At 70.9% G+C, this 19,254-nt stretch carries 18 protein-coding genes; 9 read left to right on the top strand and 9 right to left on the bottom strand.

From position 1 onward, the window contains the following. Positions 1-8: 8 nt before the first annotated feature. Positions 9-860, top strand: a complete 852-nt coding sequence (locus IU449_RS11865) for a carbon-nitrogen hydrolase family protein (protein WP_195001852.1) — start codon at positions 9-11, stop codon at positions 858-860. A gap of 13 nt (positions 861-873) precedes the next feature. Continuing rightward, positions 874-1,500, top strand: coding sequence for a phosphoribosyltransferase (locus IU449_RS11860; protein ID WP_195001851.1), 627 nt, complete (start codon positions 874-876; stop codon positions 1,498-1,500). 177 nt (positions 1,501-1,677) lie between these two features. Here IU449_RS11860 and IU449_RS11855 read toward each other — a convergent pair whose 3' ends face one another. From IU449_RS11855 to IU449_RS11835, 5 genes are all read right to left on the bottom strand, one after another. Next, entirely contained in the window at positions 1,678-2,559 is an 882-nt protein-coding gene (locus IU449_RS11855) for an ESX secretion-associated protein EspG (protein ID WP_195001850.1), read from the bottom strand. Then, complete coding sequence (locus IU449_RS11850) at positions 2,556-4,205, bottom strand: PPE domain-containing protein (RefSeq protein WP_195001849.1); 1,650 nt, start codon at positions 4,203-4,205, stop codon at positions 2,556-2,558. Before IU449_RS11850 ends, IU449_RS11855 begins: the two co-directional genes overlap by 4 nt. Beyond that, positions 4,198-4,596, bottom strand: coding sequence for a hypothetical protein (locus IU449_RS11845; protein ID WP_195001848.1), 399 nt, complete (start codon positions 4,594-4,596; stop codon positions 4,198-4,200). Before IU449_RS11845 ends, IU449_RS11850 begins: the two co-directional genes overlap by 8 nt. A gap of 56 nt (positions 4,597-4,652) precedes the next feature. Continuing rightward, positions 4,653-5,378: an alpha/beta hydrolase gene (locus IU449_RS11840; RefSeq protein ID WP_195001847.1), complete on the bottom strand. Its 726-nt coding sequence runs from the start codon at positions 5,376-5,378 to the stop codon at positions 4,653-4,655. 94 nt (positions 5,379-5,472) lie between these two features. Continuing rightward, positions 5,473-6,339, bottom strand: coding sequence for a glycosyltransferase family 2 protein (locus tag IU449_RS11835; RefSeq protein WP_195001846.1), 867 nt, complete (start codon positions 6,337-6,339; stop codon positions 5,473-5,475). Positions 6,340-6,533: 194 nt separating this feature from the next. Here IU449_RS11835 and IU449_RS11830 point away from each other — a divergent pair, with 194 nt between their 5' ends. Next, complete coding sequence (locus IU449_RS11830) at positions 6,534-6,887, top strand: DUF6191 domain-containing protein (RefSeq protein ID WP_195001845.1); 354 nt, start codon at positions 6,534-6,536, stop codon at positions 6,885-6,887. Positions 6,888-7,071: 184 nt separating this feature from the next. Here IU449_RS11830 and IU449_RS11825 read toward each other — a convergent pair whose 3' ends face one another. Continuing rightward, positions 7,072-7,827, bottom strand: coding sequence for a hypothetical protein (locus IU449_RS11825; RefSeq protein ID WP_195001844.1), 756 nt, complete (start codon positions 7,825-7,827; stop codon positions 7,072-7,074). 239 nt (positions 7,828-8,066) lie between these two features. Here IU449_RS11825 and IU449_RS11820 point away from each other — a divergent pair, with 239 nt between their 5' ends. Further along, positions 8,067-9,239 (top strand): acyl-CoA dehydrogenase family protein, encoded by a 1,173-nt coding sequence (locus IU449_RS11820; RefSeq protein ID WP_195001843.1) that lies wholly within the window; start codon positions 8,067-8,069, stop codon positions 9,237-9,239. A 9-nt stretch (positions 9,240-9,248) separates the two neighbouring features. Continuing rightward, positions 9,249-10,385, top strand: a complete 1,137-nt coding sequence (locus IU449_RS11815) for an acyl-CoA dehydrogenase family protein (protein WP_195001842.1) — start codon at positions 9,249-9,251, stop codon at positions 10,383-10,385. 307 nt (positions 10,386-10,692) lie between these two features. On the opposite strand, the gene IU449_RS11810 is transcribed toward IU449_RS11815, so the two are convergent. Beyond that, positions 10,693-11,424, bottom strand: coding sequence for a hypothetical protein (locus IU449_RS11810; RefSeq protein ID WP_195001841.1), 732 nt, complete (start codon positions 11,422-11,424; stop codon positions 10,693-10,695). 280 nt (positions 11,425-11,704) lie between these two features. Here IU449_RS11810 and IU449_RS29830 point away from each other — a divergent pair, with 280 nt between their 5' ends. Beyond that, on the top strand, positions 11,705-12,016 hold the full coding sequence (locus tag IU449_RS29830) for a hypothetical protein (protein ID WP_416382131.1): 312 nt from the start codon (positions 11,705-11,707) through the stop codon (positions 12,014-12,016). Between the two features lie 58 nt (positions 12,017-12,074). Here the strand turns inward: IU449_RS29830 and IU449_RS11800 are convergent, their stop codons facing one another. Together IU449_RS11800 and IU449_RS11795 are read right to left on the bottom strand one after the other, a co-directional pair. Continuing rightward, a complete protein-coding gene (locus tag IU449_RS11800; protein ID WP_195001840.1) occupies positions 12,075-13,046 on the bottom strand; it encodes a hydroxymethylglutaryl-CoA lyase in 972 nt (323 codons plus the stop codon). A 304-nt stretch (positions 13,047-13,350) separates the two neighbouring features. After that, positions 13,351-14,121 (bottom strand): deoxyribonuclease IV, encoded by a 771-nt coding sequence (locus tag IU449_RS11795; RefSeq protein WP_195001839.1) that lies wholly within the window; start codon positions 14,119-14,121, stop codon positions 13,351-13,353. Positions 14,122-14,322: 201 nt separating this feature from the next. On the opposite strand from IU449_RS11795, the gene IU449_RS28995 reads away from it, so the two are divergent. The 3 genes from IU449_RS28995 (at position 14,323) to IU449_RS11780 (ending at position 19,241) form a co-directional block, all read left to right on the top strand. Further along, a complete protein-coding gene (locus IU449_RS28995) occupies positions 14,323-16,050 on the top strand; it encodes a serine/threonine-protein kinase (RefSeq protein WP_324188195.1) in 1,728 nt (575 codons plus the stop codon). Between the two features lie 105 nt (positions 16,051-16,155). Beyond that, positions 16,156-17,931, top strand: coding sequence for a serine/threonine-protein kinase (locus tag IU449_RS11785; protein WP_195001838.1), 1,776 nt, complete (start codon positions 16,156-16,158; stop codon positions 17,929-17,931). Continuing rightward, complete coding sequence (locus IU449_RS11780) at positions 17,907-19,241, top strand: serine/threonine-protein kinase (protein ID WP_324188194.1); 1,335 nt, start codon at positions 17,907-17,909, stop codon at positions 19,239-19,241. The genes IU449_RS11785 and IU449_RS11780 overlap by 25 nt, the downstream gene beginning before the upstream one ends. Positions 19,242-19,254: the final 13 nt, after the last annotated feature.

Here is a 19,254-nt window from a genome sequence, read left to right as displayed (position 1 = left end):
TGAGACGTATGCGACTCCAGCACCAGGCCTCCGAACAGGGGCTGCGCGCCCCCGCGGTGACCCTCGGCGTGGTCCAGTTCACTCCGAGCACCGACCCGCAGGCGAACCTGACAGCCCTCGGTGAGCAGGTCCGCGCGGCCGCCGGGCGCGGGGCGCGCGTGGTGATCGCCCCGGAGTACGCGATGCACGCGGTGCGCAGGCTCGACCGACGGGTGGTGCCGGTGGCACAACCGCTGGACGGCCAGTTCGCGACCGGCCTGGCCGAACTGGCGCGTGCGGCCGGTGTCTTCCTGGTGGCGGGCATGATCGAGACCGGCGGTGACACCCGTATCCGCAACACCCTGGTGGCCGTCGATCCCGGCGGTGAGCGGGTCGCGGTCTATCGCAAAGTGCACCTCTACGACGCCTTCGGCCACAAGGAGTCCGATGTCGTCGAGCCGGGGCCGCTCACCGAACCGGTCACCTTCCTCGCCGACGGGGTGACCATCGGCCTGCAGACCTGCTTCGACCTGCGCTTCCCCGAGGGTTTCCGGCGACTCGCCGCGGCCGGAGCGCAGGTGATCGCGGTCCCCGCGCAGTGGATTCCCGGACCGGGCAAGGTCGATCAGTGGACCACCCTGCTGCGCGCCCGGGCGATCGAGAACACCGTCTACCTCGCCGCCGCCGACCAGGCCGAACCCCTCGGTTCCGGCGCCTCCATGATCATCGATCCGGCGGGCGCGGTCCTGGCCGAACTGGGCGCCGAGCCCGGCGTGCTCACCGCGACCGCCGAACTCGACCACCTCGATGCGGTGCGCACCCACAACCCCAGCCTCGCGTTGCGCCGATTCGTGATCACCGAGCCCCGCCCGCAGGAGTAGCGTTCGAAGGGAGATGAACCACTACGCCGATCGGGTCGCCGCCGGTCGCGCGCTGGGCGCGGAACTGACCCACCTGCGTGCGACGGAGCCGCTCGTGCTCGGTCTGCCCCGGGGCGGCGTGCCGGTGGCGGCCGAGGTGCACCGCGCCCTCGGCGGTGATCTCGACATCCTGTTGGTCCGCAAGCTGGGCGTGCCGTGGCATCCGGAACTCGCGATGGGCGCCCTCGGCGAAGGCGGGGTCCGGGTCCTCAACGACGACGTGATCCGCAGACTCGGCGTGCGCCCCGACCAGTTGGCCGAGGTCGAGCGCGCAGAACAGGCCGAACTGGCCCGCCGCGTGCACGCCCTGCGCGGCGACCGCGACCCGCTGCCGATGACCGGCCGCACGGTGATCGTGGTGGACGACGGCATGGCCACCGGTGCCACCATGGTGGCGGCCTGCCGAGTGGTGCGCTCGCACGCGCCCGCCCGCCTGGTGGTCGCGGTCCCGATCGCGTCGGTGGAGGCGCACGCCTGGGTGTCCGGGGAAGCCGACGAGGTGGTCTGCCCGTGGGTTCCGGTCGAACTCGGCGGGGTCGGCGGCGCGTATATCGACTTCCATCAGTTGGACGACAGCGAGGTCACGACGCTGCTCCGTTGAGCCGCCGTGGCGCCCGGCCTCGCGCGGATCGTCCGGCGGAACCACGGGGCGTGCGGCTCCGGGACATGGGGCTCGCGGTAGCGGGGGATGTGCGGCATCGCGCGTCCTGGGGACCGTGCAGCACCGAGTTGTCCTGCACATCGGCGTTCTCGGGGCACCGCTCCACCGTAGGCGCGCTCACCAGCGTTCGGCGTGCGCGGCGGTCTTCTCCGCGGCCTCCAGCATCGGCCGCAGGTGCGCGCCGAAAGCCTCCGCGGTGACCGGCGCGACGTGCACCTCGGCGCCGGTGCGCACCGCGTACCGCCCGTCGCCACCGACATCGATCCAGCACAGCACCCCGAACGGGCGCAGGGTCGTCGGTCCGGTCTCGCCGGTGCGCCGCCGGGCCGACACCACGATCTGCCCGATCCCCGCCCGGGGACGGCCGAGCAGTCTGCGGATGCGCGCGTCCGTCGTCGGGCCGGAGACCGGAACCGTCACCAGATCGCGGCTGTCCATTTTCACCTTCGCCAGCGGGGCGCTCAGGCGTGCCCCGCCGCCGGGCGGGCATTGCGGCAGCGCCGAGACGATCCGCGCGGCCACGTTGTCGGGATTGCCGACGTAGAGCCGCACCGGACCACCGCGCTCCGGATCGGGACCGGGCCGCTGGGCGGCGACCACCGCGATATTGCCCGAGGTCGCACCGAGGATTCGCACCGGACGGGCGTCCGCCGCGTTCGTGCGATCCACGAAGTCGGCCGAGGCGGTCTCGGGCGGGGGAGCGATCGCGACCGCGGGTTCGTCGCCGCCGACCTCGTCCACGACCGCCTCCGCGCTCGTGGCGGCCGCGTGCCGTCCGAACACCTCGATCAGCACCGTCGGCCGGGCCAGTACCCGCAGGGCGGCTTCGAGATCGGCGTCGAGCGTCCGATCACACCACTCGTCGAGTTCGGGTTGCCGGGCGGCGCGTTCGAACGCGTCGCGCGCGGAGGGGCGCACCGCCAGCGGATAGGGGATGCGATCACCGTCCGCACGCGCCCACGCCGCGGCGAACTGGTCGGGCGTCAGCGTCCAGGTCACTCGTTCTCGGGCCAATCGCCGACCACCGGAGGCGTCGCCGGATCCAGATCCCCGATGAGCTCATCGGCGGCCCGGCCGCCCTCGAAGGCGACATCACCGAAGCCGGAACCGCCATAGCCCGGATCGCCGTATTCGGAGCCGCCGTATTCCGAGCCGCCATAGCCGTGGCCCTGACCGCCGTGACCGGAAGCCGCTCCACCGAAGCCGGAGTCGTCGAAACCGTGGCCGCCGCGACCGGCGTCGTGCCCGCCGCCGAACTCGGCATCCAGCTCGTCGAAGACGAAATCCTCTTCGGCCCAATCGAGTTCGTCGTCCTCGTCGTGCCGATCGCGCTCGGATCGTGCGGTGCTCGACGGCACCGACGAGCCCGAACGCGGGGTGTCGCCCGCCGCGAGCGCGCCGCCCAGCAGGCCGCCGACCGCACCGGCGCCCGCCCCCGCCCCGACCGCCGATTCCCCGTCTCGATCGGGCCCGCGCGTGCCCGGAGCGCTCTCGCCCGTACCGGTCGCGTTCACACCGCCCGCGCCCATGTCCGTGCCCGCGCCCATGTCCGTGCCCGTGCCGGATGCGCTGGCGGTGGTCTTCGCGGTGTCGGCGCCCGCTCCCGTGTCGGCTTCCCCCGTGCGCGCTGCTGGGGTGTCGGTCGTGTCCGCGCCGCCGTGCCCCCCGCGCCTGCGTTCCCTGTCGGCGGCCGGTCGCGACGAACCGGCGGTGGTGACCGAACCGGCCGGTGGCACCGCAGTTCCACGGGTGGACGTGGGCTCGGTGGTGGTGGCACCGGCGAGATTCGCCGACGTCGTCGCGGCGGGGGACGTCGCGGCGGTGGTGGCAGTGGTCGGGGTGCCACCGGCCCCGGCGACCGGCGAGCCGGTGGGGACAGCGGAGGTGGGCAGTGCGGCCGGGGACATCGGCGTGCTCGCGGCGGGCGGCGTCGCGGGCGTCGGTATGGCCGACGTGGGAGAAGCTGTCGCCGCAGCGGATCGGGTGGCGACCGTGGACGAGGGATCGGCGGTCTCCGGCTCCGTGCTGCCGACCGCGCCGAGTGTGCCGGAGGGAGTGCCGGTGTCGATCGGGGGCGTGGTCTCGGGGAAGGCGGGCACGTCCACGCCGGTCCCGAGGAAAGCCGTGGTGTAGATCGTGTCCATCGCGCGCACGACGTCGAGCCGTTCGCCCTCGACGGTCTTCTGCGTGTCGATGTTCGCTGTGGCCTGCGTCGGATCGAGCAGGGCGGCAGCGAGATCCGGTTGCGCGTTCGACGGCGTGCCCACCGCCGAACGCAGCGCCTCGGCGGCCTCGGCCGCGCGCACCAGCCGCTGGGACACCACGGCCATCACATCGGCCAACTGTTGCCCGTGCAGTTCGAACGCGGCCACGGCGGCCGCGGCCGTGCTCGACGCGGCGCCGCGCCAGCCGTCGGCGATGGCGCCGCGGATCTCGGTGTGCGCCTGGGACACCGCGTCGGTGAGACCGGTCGCCGTCGCCTGCCAGGATTGGGCGCCCGCGCTCAGCAGGCTCGGGTCGAGGGCTTGGACATTGCGGAAGATCTCGTCGTGGGAGAGTCCGTCGAAGACTTCGGCATTCGGCGCGTACGTCGGATCGGTGCGGGTGTGGGTGCCGCGTTCGGCGGCGAAGGGGATCTCACGCACGGCTCGCCTCCCGCATCGCGGGGTCGACGGTGGGGTCGACGGCGGTGAGCGAGCCCGCGAGTGCGGTGTCGGCGGCCTCGTAGGCGGTCGCCGCGGCGCGGAAGATTCCGGCGAGTTCCCTCGCCGAGGAGGCGTATTCGCGCAGCAGGACCAGTGCGGTGTCGGCCTTGTCCTCGAAACCCTGCCGCAGCGCCGCCCCGGAGTCGAATCCGCCGAAGCCGGGCAGCGAGGTGGCGGGGCCGAGCACCGCCAGCTGTGCTTCCACTTCGTCGGCGAGTTGTTCGTAGCGCCGCGCGCACTGCTCGTGCGCGCCTTCGGCGATCAGTACTCCGTCGATGTGGAGTGAGCCCTCCTCGGCCGCCCTGGCCAGGGCCGCCAACTGTGGTCGCATCGCACCGTCCCCCTAACTCGTCGTGCCGCCTGCCCCGCGCCGCCGTGCCCCGCCTACTACTTCGTGAGCACCGCGTCCACGAGGACGACCTCACGCAGCCACCGCGCGATATCGGCGGCCACGCGCCCCTTCACCGGTTCGTGCAGCAGATCGTGCCCGGCCTCGGCGTACTCCCGCAAATCTACCGATTCGTGGCGCGCAGTCCAGAGCCGAATTCCTTCCACCGGAGCCCGGCGGTCTTCGGCGCCGTGTACGGCCAGTACCGGAAGCGTTGTGGGCAGCGGGGTTCCGGGCGCCCCGGGCGCCCCGCCGCCGAGCGCGCGGCGCGGCACACCGGACAGCACCAGCCCGTGCAGCCACTCCAGCGGAACACTCGGCGTCAGTGGATAACTGGACTCCACGCCGCCGAGGTCGGCTTCGCTCGTGGTGTCGGGTACCGCCGCGCCGAGCAGGCCGAGCGTGGTCACCGCACCCAGCGAGTGACCCATCAGCACCAGCGGCAACTCCGGTTGCTCCTCGTGCGCGCGCTCCACCAGCGCGGTCGCGTCGGCGACCAGTTCGGCAAGTGTGCCCGGCTGCTCGGGGTCGCCCTCGCTGAGTCCGTGACCGGCCAGGTCCAGCCCCCAGACCTCGACGCCGATGGCGTTCAGTGATCGGGCGAAGCGATGGTAGTTGCCGCTGTGCTGGCCCAGACCGTGCAGCAGCACCGCCACCGCGTCGGGAGAAGGTACCGGCCACCGCCGATAGTGCAAGCGTCCGCGTGTGCCGTCGAAGAAGAGCATTTGTCGATGATCCCAAATCTTGTGCGTCTCAGGATACTTCACACCTTTCTCGCGAATCGGCTACACTACGCGGCCGGTTCCGCGGTCCCGGCGCTCAGTTCCTGGCCAGCCGCCCGGTGACGGCGGTGCGCGCCGAGGCGACCACCGCGCGCACCGCGAGCCCCGCGGCGACCAGCGGCGCGAACACGATCCACGGGGTACCGCGGTGGTAGTCGACGTAGAACCGCAGCGCGCTGCGATGGTGGCTGCGGACCTTGCGGAACGGCGCCGAGCGCATGCTGCCGCCCTCGCGATGCTTGATGCCCACGCTCGGGTCGAGCACCACGCGCCAGCCGGCGCGGTGCATGTCCAGGGCCATCTTGGTTTCCTCGAAGTACAGGAAATAGCGCTCGTCGAAGCCGCCGACCTGCTCGAAGGCTTCACGACGGAAGAGCATGCAGCAGCCGGAGATCCAGTCCACATCGCCCGCGGTGGTGAGCTGCTTGCCGAAGTAGCGGCGGGTGGCGGGATTGCCCGGCCACACGCCGCCCAGCAGCGCGTGGGCGATACCGACCAGCAGCGAGGGGAACGCCCGGCCGCTCGGGTACGGGGTGCCGTCCATGCGCAGGATCTGCGGGCCGATCATGCCGATTCGCTCGTCCGAGCGCGCGGTCTCCACCAGGGTGGCGATCGAGGCGGGGGAGAGTTGGGTGTCCGGATTGGCCACCAGCAACCACTCGGCGTCGGTCTGGGCGGCCGCCTGGTTGATGGCGGTGGACAGACCCACATTGCGCTCGTTGCGGGTGACCCGGCCACCGTAGGCGGCGACCAGATCGGGACCGTTGTCGGTGGAGGTGTTGTCCACACACACCACGTCCAACTGCAGAGGTTCTACAGCGGCTTCGAGGGAGTCGAGAAAGCTGGGCAGATCCTCGGCGCTCTGATATGTGATCAGGAGCACGCCGACCGTCTTGTCGCGCATGGCCGCGAACCTATCAGCATCCGGGGCCCCGCGAGAACGCCGGGATCGACCCGCATGACCGGACCGCTCGGCCTGCTTTTCGTTCCCATGCGGCGAGGTTCCGCCCACCTGCGGCGAACCCGTTTCGGCACAGACCGCGCACGCTCGGATCTCGTACTGTGGACTGCGCAGGCGTTCTCGGTCCGCCGAGGGGAATGACAAGAATGGGATACCTGGTGTTCGCGATCGCGGTGGTCGCGGTATCGGTCGCGCTCGATCAGCTGGCGCTGTGGGCCGAGCGGCGCGGGTGGATGTACTGGCGCAAGTCCGAGGGTGGCCGCGACGCGGGTGGCGGGGTCTTCGGTGTGATGGACAACCTGTTCGATCCTGCGAAGCGCCATCTCCTCGAAGAGCGGGAGCACAAGCAACTGATGCGCGTCGACATCAACGCCTCGGGTGGCGCACTGGACCTGGAATCCCGGACGGTTTATCTGACCGGCGCACCGTCGGTGGAGCATCGCCCGTCGGCCGTCCGGGACGCTCACGCTGATCGCGATCCGGCACGGTGATCATCTGCCTCCGCCGCGCCGGAATATCGGTGCAGCAGTGGCGACCCGTACCCGACGGGAGACCGAGAGACGCGGCACCACAACGCATTTCATGTTTCGGAGCGAAGTCTCCCGGCCGTGGACCGTGGCCTGCTCGCGTCGTGGACCGGATGTGTGGAACGGTTTCGGCGGTGAGCCGTGCTCGTCAGGCGGGCGCGGCGGCCGGGGGCGGCTCCGGCGCGGGGACCAGGGCCGGATCGGGCACCGGTGCGATGGCGGGGTTCGGCACGGGTGCGCCTTCTCCCTCGGGTGCGGGCGGCAGCGGGGCGTCGGGCACGGAGAAGGTGCCGACCGTCGGCGTCATGACGCAGTGCGCGCCGGGGTAGCCGATCACGCCCCACATCGAGGCGATCACGGTGCCGGGGCCGCTCTCGACGGTGCGCGACAGCGTGGGCATGCCCTCGGCGGTGCGGTCGTCGAGCATGTCGATGCCACTGCGGCCGTTGTTCACATTGACCCAGGCGACCACCAGGCCGGAGTTCAGCGGCATGCCGGAGTGGGCGGGAGTCGCGCTGAACCGCAGCCTGCCCGGCTCGGGACGCTCGGCGTTCTCGGCGGTGCGGCCGTAGGTGGTCGCCGCGGCGATGATGGTGGTGATGGGGCCGTTGCTGCCGCAGCCGAAGGTGGGCGCGGCGTAGGCGAAGGGCGCCCATACGCCGGCGATGTCGCGCAGTTGCGCCACGTCGACCAGTTCGGTGTACCGGCGGAGGGCGCCGACACCCGCTCGGGCGGCCTGGTCCTCACCCGCGCGTTCGGTCAGCTCGGTGAGCGCCCCGGCGACCGGCGCGCTCTCGGAATCGGCGACCGAAGGTTCCGCGACCGCGGGGACCGCGGTCGCGACCGCGCCCACGCCCAGCGTGAGAGCGGCGACGGCGGAAAGTGCGAGTGTTCTGCCGTTCACCGAATAACTCCTCGAACCTCTCGGGCGTGTCTCTAGGGCGTCAAGCTACCAGTCCAGCCCGGTGAGCGCCGTGCGAGGAGGCCGGATGAGCGCCCGAAATGCGGGGTTCGGTCTCTCCTGTCACCGGTTCGGTGCGGTGTTGCAGCCCACCATGGGGAAAAGGTGTGGTCCACTCGACAGAGCCGGTTGACTCGCGGGTAGGTTCTAAGCGTACGTACGAGACACAACGGGAGTTGCGTATGAAAATATCCCTGTCCCCTGACGAGGTAGCCTTCCGCGACGAATTGCGGCAGTTCTACCGCACGCAGATCCCCGCGGAGATTCGTGATCGTGTCGAGCACGGGCGCGAGCTGTCTCGCGAGGACATCGTCACCACGCACAAGATCCTCAACGACAACGGACTGGCCGTGCCGAACTGGCCGGTCGAATGGGGCGGCAAGGACTGGACCCCCATGCAGCGCCACATCTGGCTCGACGAGATGCAGCTGGCCTCGGTGCCCGAGCCGCTGACGTTCAACGCCACGATGATCGGCCCCGTCATCGCGCACTTCGGCTCCCAGGAGCTCAAGGAACGCTTCCTGCCGCCGACCGCCGCCCTCGACATCTGGTGGTGCCAGGGCTTCTCCGAACCCGACGCGGGTTCGGACCTCGCCTCGCTGCGCACCACCGCCGTGCGTGACGGCGACTCCTACATCGTCAACGGCCAGAAGATCTGGACCACCTCGGCCCAGTACGCCGACTGGATCTTCTGCCTGGTGCGCACCGACCCGAACGCGCTGAAGAAGCAGGCGGGCATCTCGATGCTGCTGTTCGACGTCAAGTCGCCCGGCGTCACCATCCGCCCGATCAAGACGATCGACGGCGGCTACGAGGTCAACGAGGTCTTCTTCGAGAACGTCCGGGTGCCCGCCGATCAGCTGGTCGGCGTCGAGAACCAGGGCTGGTCCTACGCGAAGTTCCTGCTCGGCAACGAGCGCACCGGCATCACCGGCGTCGGCTCGACCAAGGTCAAGATCGCCGTCGCCAAGGAGCACGCGCGCCAGGTGAAGTCCGGCTCGGGCACCCTGCTCGACGATCCGGTGTTCGCCAGCCGGATCGCCGAACTGGAGAACGAGCTGATCGCGCTGGAGCTGACCCAGCTGCGCGTCGTGTCCAACTCCTCCGACGGCAAGCCGAATCCGGCCTCCTCGGTGCTCAAGCTGCGCGGTTCGGAACTGCAGCAGGCGGCCACCGAACTGCTGCTCGACATCGCGGGGCCGGACGCCGTCCCGGTCGGCGCGGAGGGCATCGCCTCCCCGGACTGGGCCCAGCGCAGCGGCGGCAAATACCTGAACTACCGCAAGACCACCATCTACGGAGGCTCCAACGAGGTGCAGCGCACCATCATCGCCTCCACGATCCTCGGATTGTGAGGACAGGGCATGGATTTCGAACTCACTGAAGAACAGGTCATGCTGCGCGACACCGTGCGTGACCTCCTCTCCCGCGCCTACGACTCCGAAACCCGCCTGAAGGTGACCGACACCGAGCTGGGCTGGAGCCGCGACGTGTGGCGTCAGCTCGCCGAACTCGGCGTGCTCGGCCTCGGCTTCGCCGAGGAAGACGGCGGCGCGGGCGCGAGCCCGGTCGAGACCCTGGTGGTGCTCGAGGAATTCGGCGTGCGCCTGGCCCCGGAACCGCTCCTGGACGCGGTGGTCGTGCCGGGCTCGCTGGTCTCGCGCCTGGGCACCGACGCGCAGCGCTCGGCGATCCTGCCCGCCGTGGCCGGCGGTGAGCTGCTGCTCGCCTTCGCGCATTCCGAGCCCGGCGTGCGCTGGCCCTCCGAAGAGCTGTCCACCCGCGCCGAGGCGGCGACCTCGGGCGAGGGGTACACGCTGACCGGTGTGAAGAACCCGGTGCCGCACGGTGATTGCGCCGACCGGCTGGTGGTCAGCGCGGTGCTGCCCGACGGCGGCCTCGGTCTGTTCCTGGTCGCCTCCGATGCCGAGGGCGTCACCCGGACCGGCTACCGCACCATCGACGGCCTGCGCGGCGCGCAGCTGGAATTCGCTTCCGCCCCCGCCGAACTGCTCGGCGAGGCGGGCGCCGACACCGCCGCCGCGGTGCGCGAGGCGCTCGGCTACGCCCATGCGGGCCTGGCCGCCGAATCCGTCGGCGCGATGACCGAGTCGCTGCGGCTGACCTCGGAATACCTGCGCACCCGCAAGCAGTTCGGCGTGACGCTGTCGAAGTTCCAGACGCTGACCCAGCGCGCGGCCAACATGTACGTCTCGCTGGAGCTGGCGCGCAGCATGAACCTGTACCTGACCGCGGCCGTCGCCGACGGCGTGTTCGACCCGGTCGTCATCTCGCGGGTGCGCCTGCAGGTGGCCAAGGCGGCCAGGCACGTCGGGCAGGAATCCATCCAGATGCACGGCGGCATCGGCATCACCGCCGAGTACCCGGTGGCCCACTATGTCGCCAGGCTCACCGCGATCGGGCGCACGCTCGGCGGCGAACACGAGCACCTGGCCGTGCTTCGTGAGGCCACCCGCGGCTACGACCTGGTCGAGCTGTAGGAACGGCTGCCGGTCTCGGTTCGGACCCAGCGGCGGCGCGCGACGGCGCGCCGCCGCTGAGTGTTTTTCGAGTGTCCGCCCGCGCGTTCGTATCTCCCCGAGTATCGGGTCCGTGGGTGATCGCGTCCTGTCACCCCGCCGTGTGCCTCGGCCTGGTCGCCGAGCCGCGACGCGCTGGGGTGGTCGGCATCCGGGAGGTGCCGATGCGTCGAGGTGTGGCCGTTCGTCGAAGCCTCCGAGTTCTTCCTCGACGACGGGAACTGCGCCCGCTCTCGAGGTGAGGCACTCGACGCCGAGACGCTCGGTGTCAGGGCTGCGCGCCGGTCGGCGTGGGATCGGTCGGCGTGGGATCGATGGGCACGGGAGTGGTCGGCGTGGGAGTGGTCGGCGACTCGCCGCCCGGCGGTGCGTCGAGGGGCCGCGGGTCGGCCGGTGGCTGCGCGCTCTGGGTGTGCGGCTGCGGCTGCGCGCTCTCCGGTGGGACGCTGTGCGGCTCGACGCCGACGCCCGCGGCGGGCGTGCGGGGCTCGGAGGCCGGTTCCGACTCGGTGGCCTGGCCGCCGTCGGCGGACTCGTCGTCGTCCGTCGGCCGGTCGTCCTCGGGAGCCGATGTGCTGTCGGTGGTTTCGTCCACCGGCGCGGGCGTCGACGGCGTGCGCGAGAGGGTGCGCCTGGTCGTCGTCGGCTCGTCGACGTCGTCGGGTTCCTCGGGAGCGCCGGGTGCGGTGGTGCGGGACGAACCGGTGGTGGGGTCGTCCTCCGGGGTGGTGGTCATGGTGCGGTAGCCGGCCGGCCTGCGCGGCGGCCCGGCCGGGGCGACCTGCCAGCTCGGGGAAGGCGGGATCACCACCGGCGCCAGGGTCGAACTCGAACCGTCGTCCCGCGCGACCGCTGCCGCGGCGGGCCGGTTGTCGAGCGGGGGCGGCGGCACGTAGGTGTCCTCACCGCCGATGCCGCAGGAGCCGATCACGATCAGGCCGAGGGATACCGCGCCGACCGCTATTCCCGGCCCCACGAGCGTGGTCCTGCTGCTCTTCATCGGGGCTACTCCTCGTGCGTCTGTCGAGGCTCACCTTAGACCAGGCCCCGCCGCGCGGCCACGTGGGAGGTGATGATCATCGCCGTGAACAGGGATTTTGAAACAATTACACTTCAGATCTCGAAATGATTTCGTCGGCGTGTCGCGACTACGTGTCGTGGTCGGGGGGATCGGGTGGTCGTAGCGTGTGGTGGCAGTTACGCATGAGACGCCAGAAGTCGAACGACGCGCTGAAGCTCCTGCGCGACAGCATCACCCGCACGGCGTCATCGAGGAGTTGATGATGGGAGCTTACTCGGCATCCCGGGTACCCGCCGCCGATCCGGCCTCCGGGGAGCAGGCGGCCACGCCGCCGCAGGAGCCCGTGATCACGGCATCGGCTCCGGCCGAACCGCACAGACCCATGCGTTTCGCGGTGCCCGCCAAGTGGGCGGCGTGGCTGTTCTTCGCCGGTGGCCTGGTCGGAGCGGTCCTCGGCATCGCGGGCCTGCACGTGGAGGTCACCGTGGCCGGCCTCATCCTGGCCTGCACCGCCGGGCTGGTGCTGCTCAAGATTCGCGCCGACGCCTCGCCCGCCGAGGAAACCGCCTGAGAGGTGGCCGCGGTACCCCGGGGTACCCGCCCGGTCACACGCGATTCGGTTCGGCGGTTCAGTTCCCCCGGGCGACCGCGGCGGTCCAGGAGAACGGCGTCGACTCGGTGCGCACGCCCTGGGCGGTGCGTGAACGATTCGGCTCCCCGAGATCGGTGAGCAGCCGCTCGGACAGATCGACCAGGGTGGCCAGCGCCGCGGGCGTGAGCCAATCCGGTCGGGTGGCGAACAGGATGTCCTCGCTGGAGGTGTTGCCGCTGGCTCCCGGCGCGAAGGGGCATCCGCCCAACCCGCCGAGCGACCCGTCGACCATGCTCGCGCCCGCGTCGATCGCGGCGAGCGTATTGGCCACACCCATGCCCCACGTGTCGTGACCGTGGAAGACGATCCGCCGATGCGGCGAGTTGTCCCTGATCGCGGCGATCAGCGCGTGCACCTGACCGGGATGGGCCTGGCCGAGAGTGTCGGCGACGACCACGTCCACGGCGCCGTCGGTACGCGGATCGCAGGCGATCGAGACCACCCGCTCCGGATCGACGTCGCCGTCGAAGGGGCAGGTGAAGCTGGTGGCCAGGCACAACTGGATGCGCCCGTCCACGGACCGGGTCAGTCGCACCGCCTCGGGCATGGCCGCGACGCTCGCTTCGGTGTCGCGGCCGATATTGGCGCGATTGTGCGCGTCGGACACCGAGAAGCAGTACTGGAAATTCCGTACACCGGCCGCGGCCGCCTTCTCCACGTGCCGGGGCGTGGCCACCCACACCCAGCAGCGGGACAGCTCCTCCGGGGTCAGCGCCTCGACCAGGGCCAGGGTGTCGGCCATCGGCGGCACCAGGTCCGGGCGCGCCATCGACCCGATCTCGAGTTCGGGCACTCCGAGTTCGAGCAGCGTGCGCGCGATCTCGATCTTGCGCTCGAGCGGCAGGGGTTTGCCGGTGAGCTGGAGCCCGTCGCGCAGGGTCACATCCCGGAGGGTGGCTCCGCGCAGCGCCGCCGAACGGGAGGCCGAACCGCTGCCGCTGATCAGCATCGTGGACGGTCCTCCCTGGCCTGCGGAGGAACGCACATCACACCGCCCCACGGTTTCTGATTCGCGCCCGCGGGGTTCGGATTGATCGTCGGCCTGGCGTGACCCGGGGCGCGCGACTCCCATCGGTCGCGGCCGATCGGTCGCCTGCCCTCTTCGCGCCTACGCCTCATGTGCCCTCGACGCACTGTGGCCGGTGACCACGGCTGCGGCATTGCCTGCCTTGCTCATCATGCCCACCAGTGTGGACCATCGACTCGATCGGCGTGGGTCCAGCCCGGTGCAACCGCGTGCCGGGCCCGCGCGGTCAGCCGACGTGCTCACGCAGGTAGGCCAGGTCCTCGGCGACACCGTCGGCGGGGGTCTCCAGCACCACCGGGGCGCCCGCGGTACGGCACACCTCGGCCAGCAACTGCGGGTCGATGGTGCCGTCGGCGAAGTTCGCGTGCCGGTCGGCGCCGGAGTCGAACGCGTCGCGCGAGGAGTTCAGATGCACCAGGTCGATACGGCCGGTGATGGCTTTGATCCGGTCGACCACGCCGACCAGATCCTCACCGCCCGCCCAGGCGTGGCAGGTGTCGAGGCAGAAGCCCGCGCCGTAGTCGCCGACCGCCTCCCACAGCCGGGAGATCATGTCGAAGTGCCTGGCCATCGCGTGGTTGCCGCCCGCGGTGTTCTCGATCAGGATCGGCACCGCGAAGCCGCCCTTGTCCTGCTGGCGCTCGAACAGCTTGCGCCAGTTGTCGATTCCTGCGTCGATCTCGGCGTCGGAGCGGACGTGACCGCCGTGCACCACGAGCCCGAACGCACCCAGATCCGCGGCGGCCTTCGCCTGCTGGGCGACCGCGTTGCGCGAGGGCATGCGCAGCCGGTTGTTCGTACTGGCCACGTTGATCTGATAGGAGGAGTGCACCACAACCTCGATCGGGCTGGCCAGGATCTCCTCGGCACGCGGATGCGGGACGGGTTTGTCCCAGCTCTGCGGGTCGACGACGAACATCTGGATGACGTCGGCGCCCAGCTTCTTGCCGAAGCCGATGGGGTCGTCGTCGAGCCGGACGTGTGCTCCGATGCGCATGCCCACAGCCTAACGAGTGGGGCCGACATCCGACCCTGCCGTCGATCCCGACGGACCATGCGCGCGCAACGCCCCCATGACCGACAATGCTAGGAAGATCGGCGCGGGAAGACAGGCCACTGTTGCACCGGCGGGCTCCGGAGAGATACATCGGTAGGAGGTCGGGCCGATCGTGGTCGCGCGGATATCGGTTTGGAGGGGGTGAGGATCACCGTGTTGCAGATCGGCGAAACCTTCGCCGGCTACGAGATCAAACGTGTGCTGGGCAAGGGTGGCATGGGCACGGTGTACCTGGCCAGGCATCCGCGCCTGCCGCGCCTGACCGCGCTGAAGCTGCTGGCCCGCGAGCTCTACACCGATGCCGAGATCAGAGGCCGATTCGAGCGGGAGGCCGACCTGGTCGCCCAGCTCGACCACCCCAATATCGTCACCGTCTACGACCGCGGGGCCGAGGACGACCAGCTGTGGATCTCGATGCAGTTCATCTCCGGGTCCGACGCCGCCGCTGTCGATGTCGATGTGCTCGCCCCGGCCCGCGCCGTGCAGATCATCGCCGAGGTCGGCGCCGCACTGGATTTCGCGCACGCCAACGGTGTGCTGCACCGCGACATCAAACCGGCGAACATCCTGCTGGCCAAGGCGCCGATCGGTCATCCGGAACGGGTGCTGCTCACCGATTTCGGCATCGCCGGGGTGCGTGATTCCGACACCACACTGGCCTCCGGCGACACCATCACCGCCACCCTGGCCTACGCCGCTCCCGAGCAACTCGGCGGGCGTCCCCTCGATCACCGCGCCGACCAGTACTCACTGGGCTGCACGCTGTACTGGCTGCTGACCGGCTCGGCGCCGTTCCCCGACGGCAACCCGGCCAAGGTGATCCACGATCACCTCTACAGCCCCCCGCCGTCGGTGCGCGCCACCCGGCCCGCCCTGCCGCCGCGGCTCGACGCCGTCCTGGCCAAGGCGATGGCCAAGAATCCCGCCGACCGGTTCGATAGCTGCACCGAGTTCGCCGTCGCCGCCCGGCAGGCGCTGACGGCCGGGCGTGCGCCGACGGCCCCGCCCCAGCCGTACGCGCCCCACGCCGGGCCCACCGGCTACCCGCCCGGTCCGGCGCAGCCGAATCACGGCTACCGGCCCACGGGGTACTCCGCCGCGCCGTCGGCGGCGCCGAACGGGCCGTACCCCACGGCGCCGTACCCGGGAAATCCGCATCCGGCCGGGAATCCGTACCCCACGGCACACGGGCCTTCCCCCGCCGGGCCGCGTACCGGCACGAACCCGCCGTATCCGGTGAGCGGGCCGCGGCCCGGCGCGAATCCGCCCTTCCCGGCGTCGAATCCGCCCTTCCCGGCGTCGAATCCGGCCAACCCGTCCTACCCGGCGACCTATGGGCCCTATCCCACGCCCGGCGCGCGCCGCCTCCCGGCCGGGTACCCGAACAGGCCCGGCACCGGACGCGCGTCCCCGCCGTTCGGCCCGCCTCCGGCGAGCGGCGCGGGCAGAGCCGTCACCGGATCGCCCGCGAGTAATCCGCAGAGCCACCCGGGATATCCGAATGCCGGCGGAGCCCAGGGACAGTCATCGCAGCCGGGGTCGCATCAGACCGCGCCCGGGTTGCCGCCGACCACCCCGTTCCCCGCATCGCCGGGCGCGGTGGATCTCGCGCGTCCGTATCACCAGGGTGCGTCCGGGCCGGTTCCGCCGCGCCCACCGACCGGGCCGCCGCACCCCGCCCAGCCGCCTGCCGCCGGATCGCCCGCGGCGGATCGGCCTGCCTCGGGTCCCCCGGGGCGCGCCTCCGGACGCACTCCGCGTCCGATCGTGATCGCCCTGCCGGACCGCGTCCGGCGCGGGCGTCCCGCCCCCGCGGGCAACGGCGGAGCAAGCGGCGCCGCGGACGGGGAAGGACGACCTCCGCCGTAGTACTTCGATGGCATTCGGCGCATGCGACGACTGCTATGGTTTCGATGATTTCTCATGCTTAACGTCCCCCGGCGGGTCCCGGTGCGGGCGAGAATTGGAGCAGACATGCTGGCCAGCGGTGAGGTCTTCGCCGGCTATGTCATCGAGCGGCAACTCGGCCGCGGTGGCATGGGATCGGTCTACCTGGCAAAACATCCGCGGCTGCCGCGAATGACAGCGCTGAAGCTGTTGAACCGGGAGATGTTCGACGACAAGGAGGTGCGGGCGCGGTTCGAAAGGGAGGCGGATCTGGTCGCCCGGCTCGACCACCCCAATATCGTCACCGTCTACGACCGCGGCATCGAAGACGAGCAGCTGTGGATCTCGATGCAGTACATCGACGGGGTCGATGCCGCCTCGGTGGATCCGAAGACGCTGCCGCCCGCGCGCGCGGTGCAGATCATCAAGGAGACCGCCGACGCGCTCGACTACGCGCACAGCATGGGTGTGCTGCATCGGGACGTGAAGCCCGCCAACATCCTGCTGGCTCGTTCCGGCGGCGGCCGCGGCGAACGCGTCTACCTCACCGACTTCGGCATCGCCCGCCTGCGCGACGACACCGGCCATCTCACCCAGACCGGCACTTTCACCGCGACCCTGGCCTATGCCTCGCCCGAGCAGCTGACCGGTGCGAGCCTCGACGGGCGCAGCGACCAGTACTCGCTGGCCTGCACGATGTTCTGGTTGTTCACCGGCAGCGGCCCGTTCGCGGCGACCAATCCCGCCCAGGTGATCCAGGGACATCTGCAGACCCCGCCGCCCGCGCTCAGCAGCGTGCGTCCCGGCCTGCCCTACGCGCTGGACGCGGTGCTGGCCAAGGCGATGGCCAAGCGGCCGGAGGATCGCTTCGCCTCCTGCTCGGAGTTCGCCGCCGCCGCGCAGGCAGCGCTGGACGGCCAGAGTTCGCCCGCGCTGCCGTTGACGCCGGGACCCCAGGGGACCGGCCCGCAGTACCCGATCTCCTCGGGGCCGCACCAGATGGCCGGTTCGATGACCGGCGGGCAGCTGACCGGCGCGCCGTATCAGCAATTCGCGCAGGGACCGATGACCAGCGGCCCGCAGGCCATGACCGGCGGGCCGACGATGGTCAACCACGCCGGGCAGACGGCGACCGCGGCCATGGCGCAGCAGGGCGGCCAGGCCCCGCCGTACACCCCGCCGGGGACCTACGGCTTCGCCGGTAACGGTGGACGTCCGCCGACGCCGCCGGGCAAGCCGGGCGGCAAGTCCAATACCGGGTTGATCGTCGCCATCGCCGTCGGTGTCGTGGTGTTGCTGCTGGTCGGGTTGGGGATTGTCGGTGTGCTGGCCTCCGGCGGCGGAGATCCGGCCGCCGACGACAGGACGAGCACGAGCCCGAGCACGACGATGTCGGCGACGCCGATCGTCGCCGACAGCGATGCCATCAGCCGGGAGTTCCCCCGCATGGTGCCCGACAACGAAGACGGTGACGTCGGCTACAACGGTGCGACCTGTGGTTCCTACAGCTACGATCGCCCGTCGATCCCGACCGACGGCACCCCGGACTTCGGCGACTGGGTCCATCAATGGGACTGCTTCGGCGGTGGCGACAACGCCGACCCGTTCTTCACCATCTACGCCTACGACTCGCCGGAAGACGCGCAAGCGGCGCTGCGAAACCTGCCGTCGGACGCGGTGCAGTCGACCGATACCAACGGTGGCCAGTCCTACACCAACTACAAGTTCGACAACAGCGGGCCGAAGATGGTCACCGTCTTCACCGGCGATCCGGACCGCGCGCAGTTCCTGATGTACACCGACGGCATCGTCGGTAGCATCGACGAGGTGTTGCGCTGGTGGCGTTCGGCCCCGCTGAACTGACCGTGCTCGAACACGGAGCGGTTTTCGCCGGGTACACCGTCGAGCGGCTGCTCGGCAGAGGTGGCATGGGCGCGGTGTACCTGGCTCGCCATCCCCGGCTTCCCCGGTGGACGGCGTTGAAGCTGCTCGACCGGGAAATGTTCTACAACGCCGAGATCCGCGCGCGGTTCGAGCGGGAGGCCGAGCTGGTCGCCCGGCTCGACCACCCGAACATCGTCGGGGTCTACGACCGCGGCGTGCAGGGCGAGCAACTGTGGATCTCCATGCGCTACATCGACGGCTCGGACGCGGCCTCGATCGACCGCGCCGCGATGCCGCCGTGGCGAGCGGTGCGGATCGTCGGCGAGACGGCGAAGGCACTGGATTTCGCGCACGCGCGCGGGGTGTTGCATCGGGATGTGAAGCCCGCCAACATTCTGCTCGAGCCCGGCGAAGCCGGTGCGGACGAGCGGGTGTACCTCTCCGATTTCGGCATCGCCCGGCCGCAAGAGGATTCCGCCGCGCTCACCCGGACCGGTACCTTCACCGCGACCCTGGCTTTCGCCTCGCCCGAGCAGCTTTCCGGTGCGCGGCTGGACCACCGCAGTGATCAGTACTCGCTGGCCTGCTCGCTGTTCCGATTGGTCACCGGAGGTCTTCCGTTCCCGGCCGACAACCCGGTGGGGATCATCTCCGGTCACCTGCACGACCCGCCGCCTTCCGCCTCCGGGCGGCATTCCGACGTGCCCGTGGCGCTCGACGGGGTACTGGCCCGGGCCATGGCGAAGCAACCGCGGGACCGCTTCGACAGCTGCGCCGAGTTCGCCGAGGCCGCCCGGCGGGCCCTCACCGCCCCGTCGCAGGCCCACGCGGTCTTGCCCGCCCCGCACTCGCCTGTGCTGGATCGGCAGGGCGGGTCGGCCACGCGGGTGCCGCCGGCACCGGCCGCCCGGATGCCGTTCGCCGATCCGGGATCGCTGCCGTCCGCCGCTCGGTACAGCGAAACGCTTCCGATGGGACCAGGGCACAGCGAAACGCTTGCGGGCGCCTACATCCCGCCGGGCTCGCCGCCGTCACGTCCGCCCGCGGGGGTGATCATGGCGGTGGCGGCGGCCGTATCGGTTCTGCTGGTCGTGATCGTCCTGGTCCTCACGCGCGATCAGTCGACGCCCAGCCCGCCGTCCCCGCAGACCTCCATCCCGCAGTCCGGCCCGGCCGCCGTCACCGCCCCGCCGTCGGTTGTCCCGTCGTCCGGCGTCGCCCCGACGGACGGCCCCGGCAACGGGGACAAGGGCAAAGACAAAGGCAAGGACAAAGACAAGGACAAGTGATCGCTCGGCCGAG

The organism is Nocardia higoensis, from assembly GCF_015477835.1.
GTDB lineage: Bacteria > Actinomycetota > Actinomycetes > Mycobacteriales > Mycobacteriaceae > Nocardia > Nocardia higoensis_A.
Note: the sequence above shows the minus strand (reverse complement) of the source record. Positions and strands in the feature narration are given on the sequence as shown.

Excerpts from the sequence above, each read along its gene's own strand:
- IU449_RS11795 (WP_195001839.1), bottom strand. The coding sequence starts at position 14,121 with ATGCGCATCGGAGCACACGTCCGGCTCGACGACGACCCCATCGGCTTC.
- IU449_RS11800 (WP_195001840.1), bottom strand. The coding sequence starts at position 13,046 with ATGCTGATCAGCGGCAGCGGTTCGGCCTCCCGTTCGGCGGCGCTGCGC.
- IU449_RS11845 (WP_195001848.1), bottom strand. The coding sequence starts at position 4,596 with ATGCGACCACAGTTGGCGGCCCTGGCCAGGGCGGCCGAGGAGGGCTCA.
- IU449_RS11810 (WP_195001841.1), bottom strand. The coding sequence starts at position 11,424 with ATGAAGAGCAGCAGGACCACGCTCGTGGGGCCGGGAATAGCGGTCGGC.
- IU449_RS11840 (WP_195001847.1), bottom strand. The coding sequence starts at position 5,378 with ATGCTCTTCTTCGACGGCACACGCGGACGCTTGCACTATCGGCGGTGG.
- IU449_RS11815 (WP_195001842.1), top strand. The coding sequence starts at position 9,249 with ATGGATTTCGAACTCACTGAAGAACAGGTCATGCTGCGCGACACCGTG.
- IU449_RS11865 (WP_195001852.1), top strand. The coding sequence starts at position 9 with ATGCGACTCCAGCACCAGGCCTCCGAACAGGGGCTGCGCGCCCCCGCG.
- IU449_RS29830 (WP_416382131.1), top strand. The coding sequence starts at position 11,705 with ATGATGGGAGCTTACTCGGCATCCCGGGTACCCGCCGCCGATCCGGCC.
- IU449_RS11860 (WP_195001851.1), top strand. The coding sequence starts at position 874 with ATGAACCACTACGCCGATCGGGTCGCCGCCGGTCGCGCGCTGGGCGCG.
- IU449_RS11830 (WP_195001845.1), top strand. The coding sequence starts at position 6,534 with ATGACAAGAATGGGATACCTGGTGTTCGCGATCGCGGTGGTCGCGGTA.
- IU449_RS11835 (WP_195001846.1), bottom strand. The coding sequence starts at position 6,339 with ATGCGCGACAAGACGGTCGGCGTGCTCCTGATCACATATCAGAGCGCC.
- IU449_RS11820 (WP_195001843.1), top strand. The coding sequence starts at position 8,067 with ATGAAAATATCCCTGTCCCCTGACGAGGTAGCCTTCCGCGACGAATTG.
- IU449_RS11785 (WP_195001838.1), top strand. The coding sequence starts at position 16,156 with ATGCTGGCCAGCGGTGAGGTCTTCGCCGGCTATGTCATCGAGCGGCAA.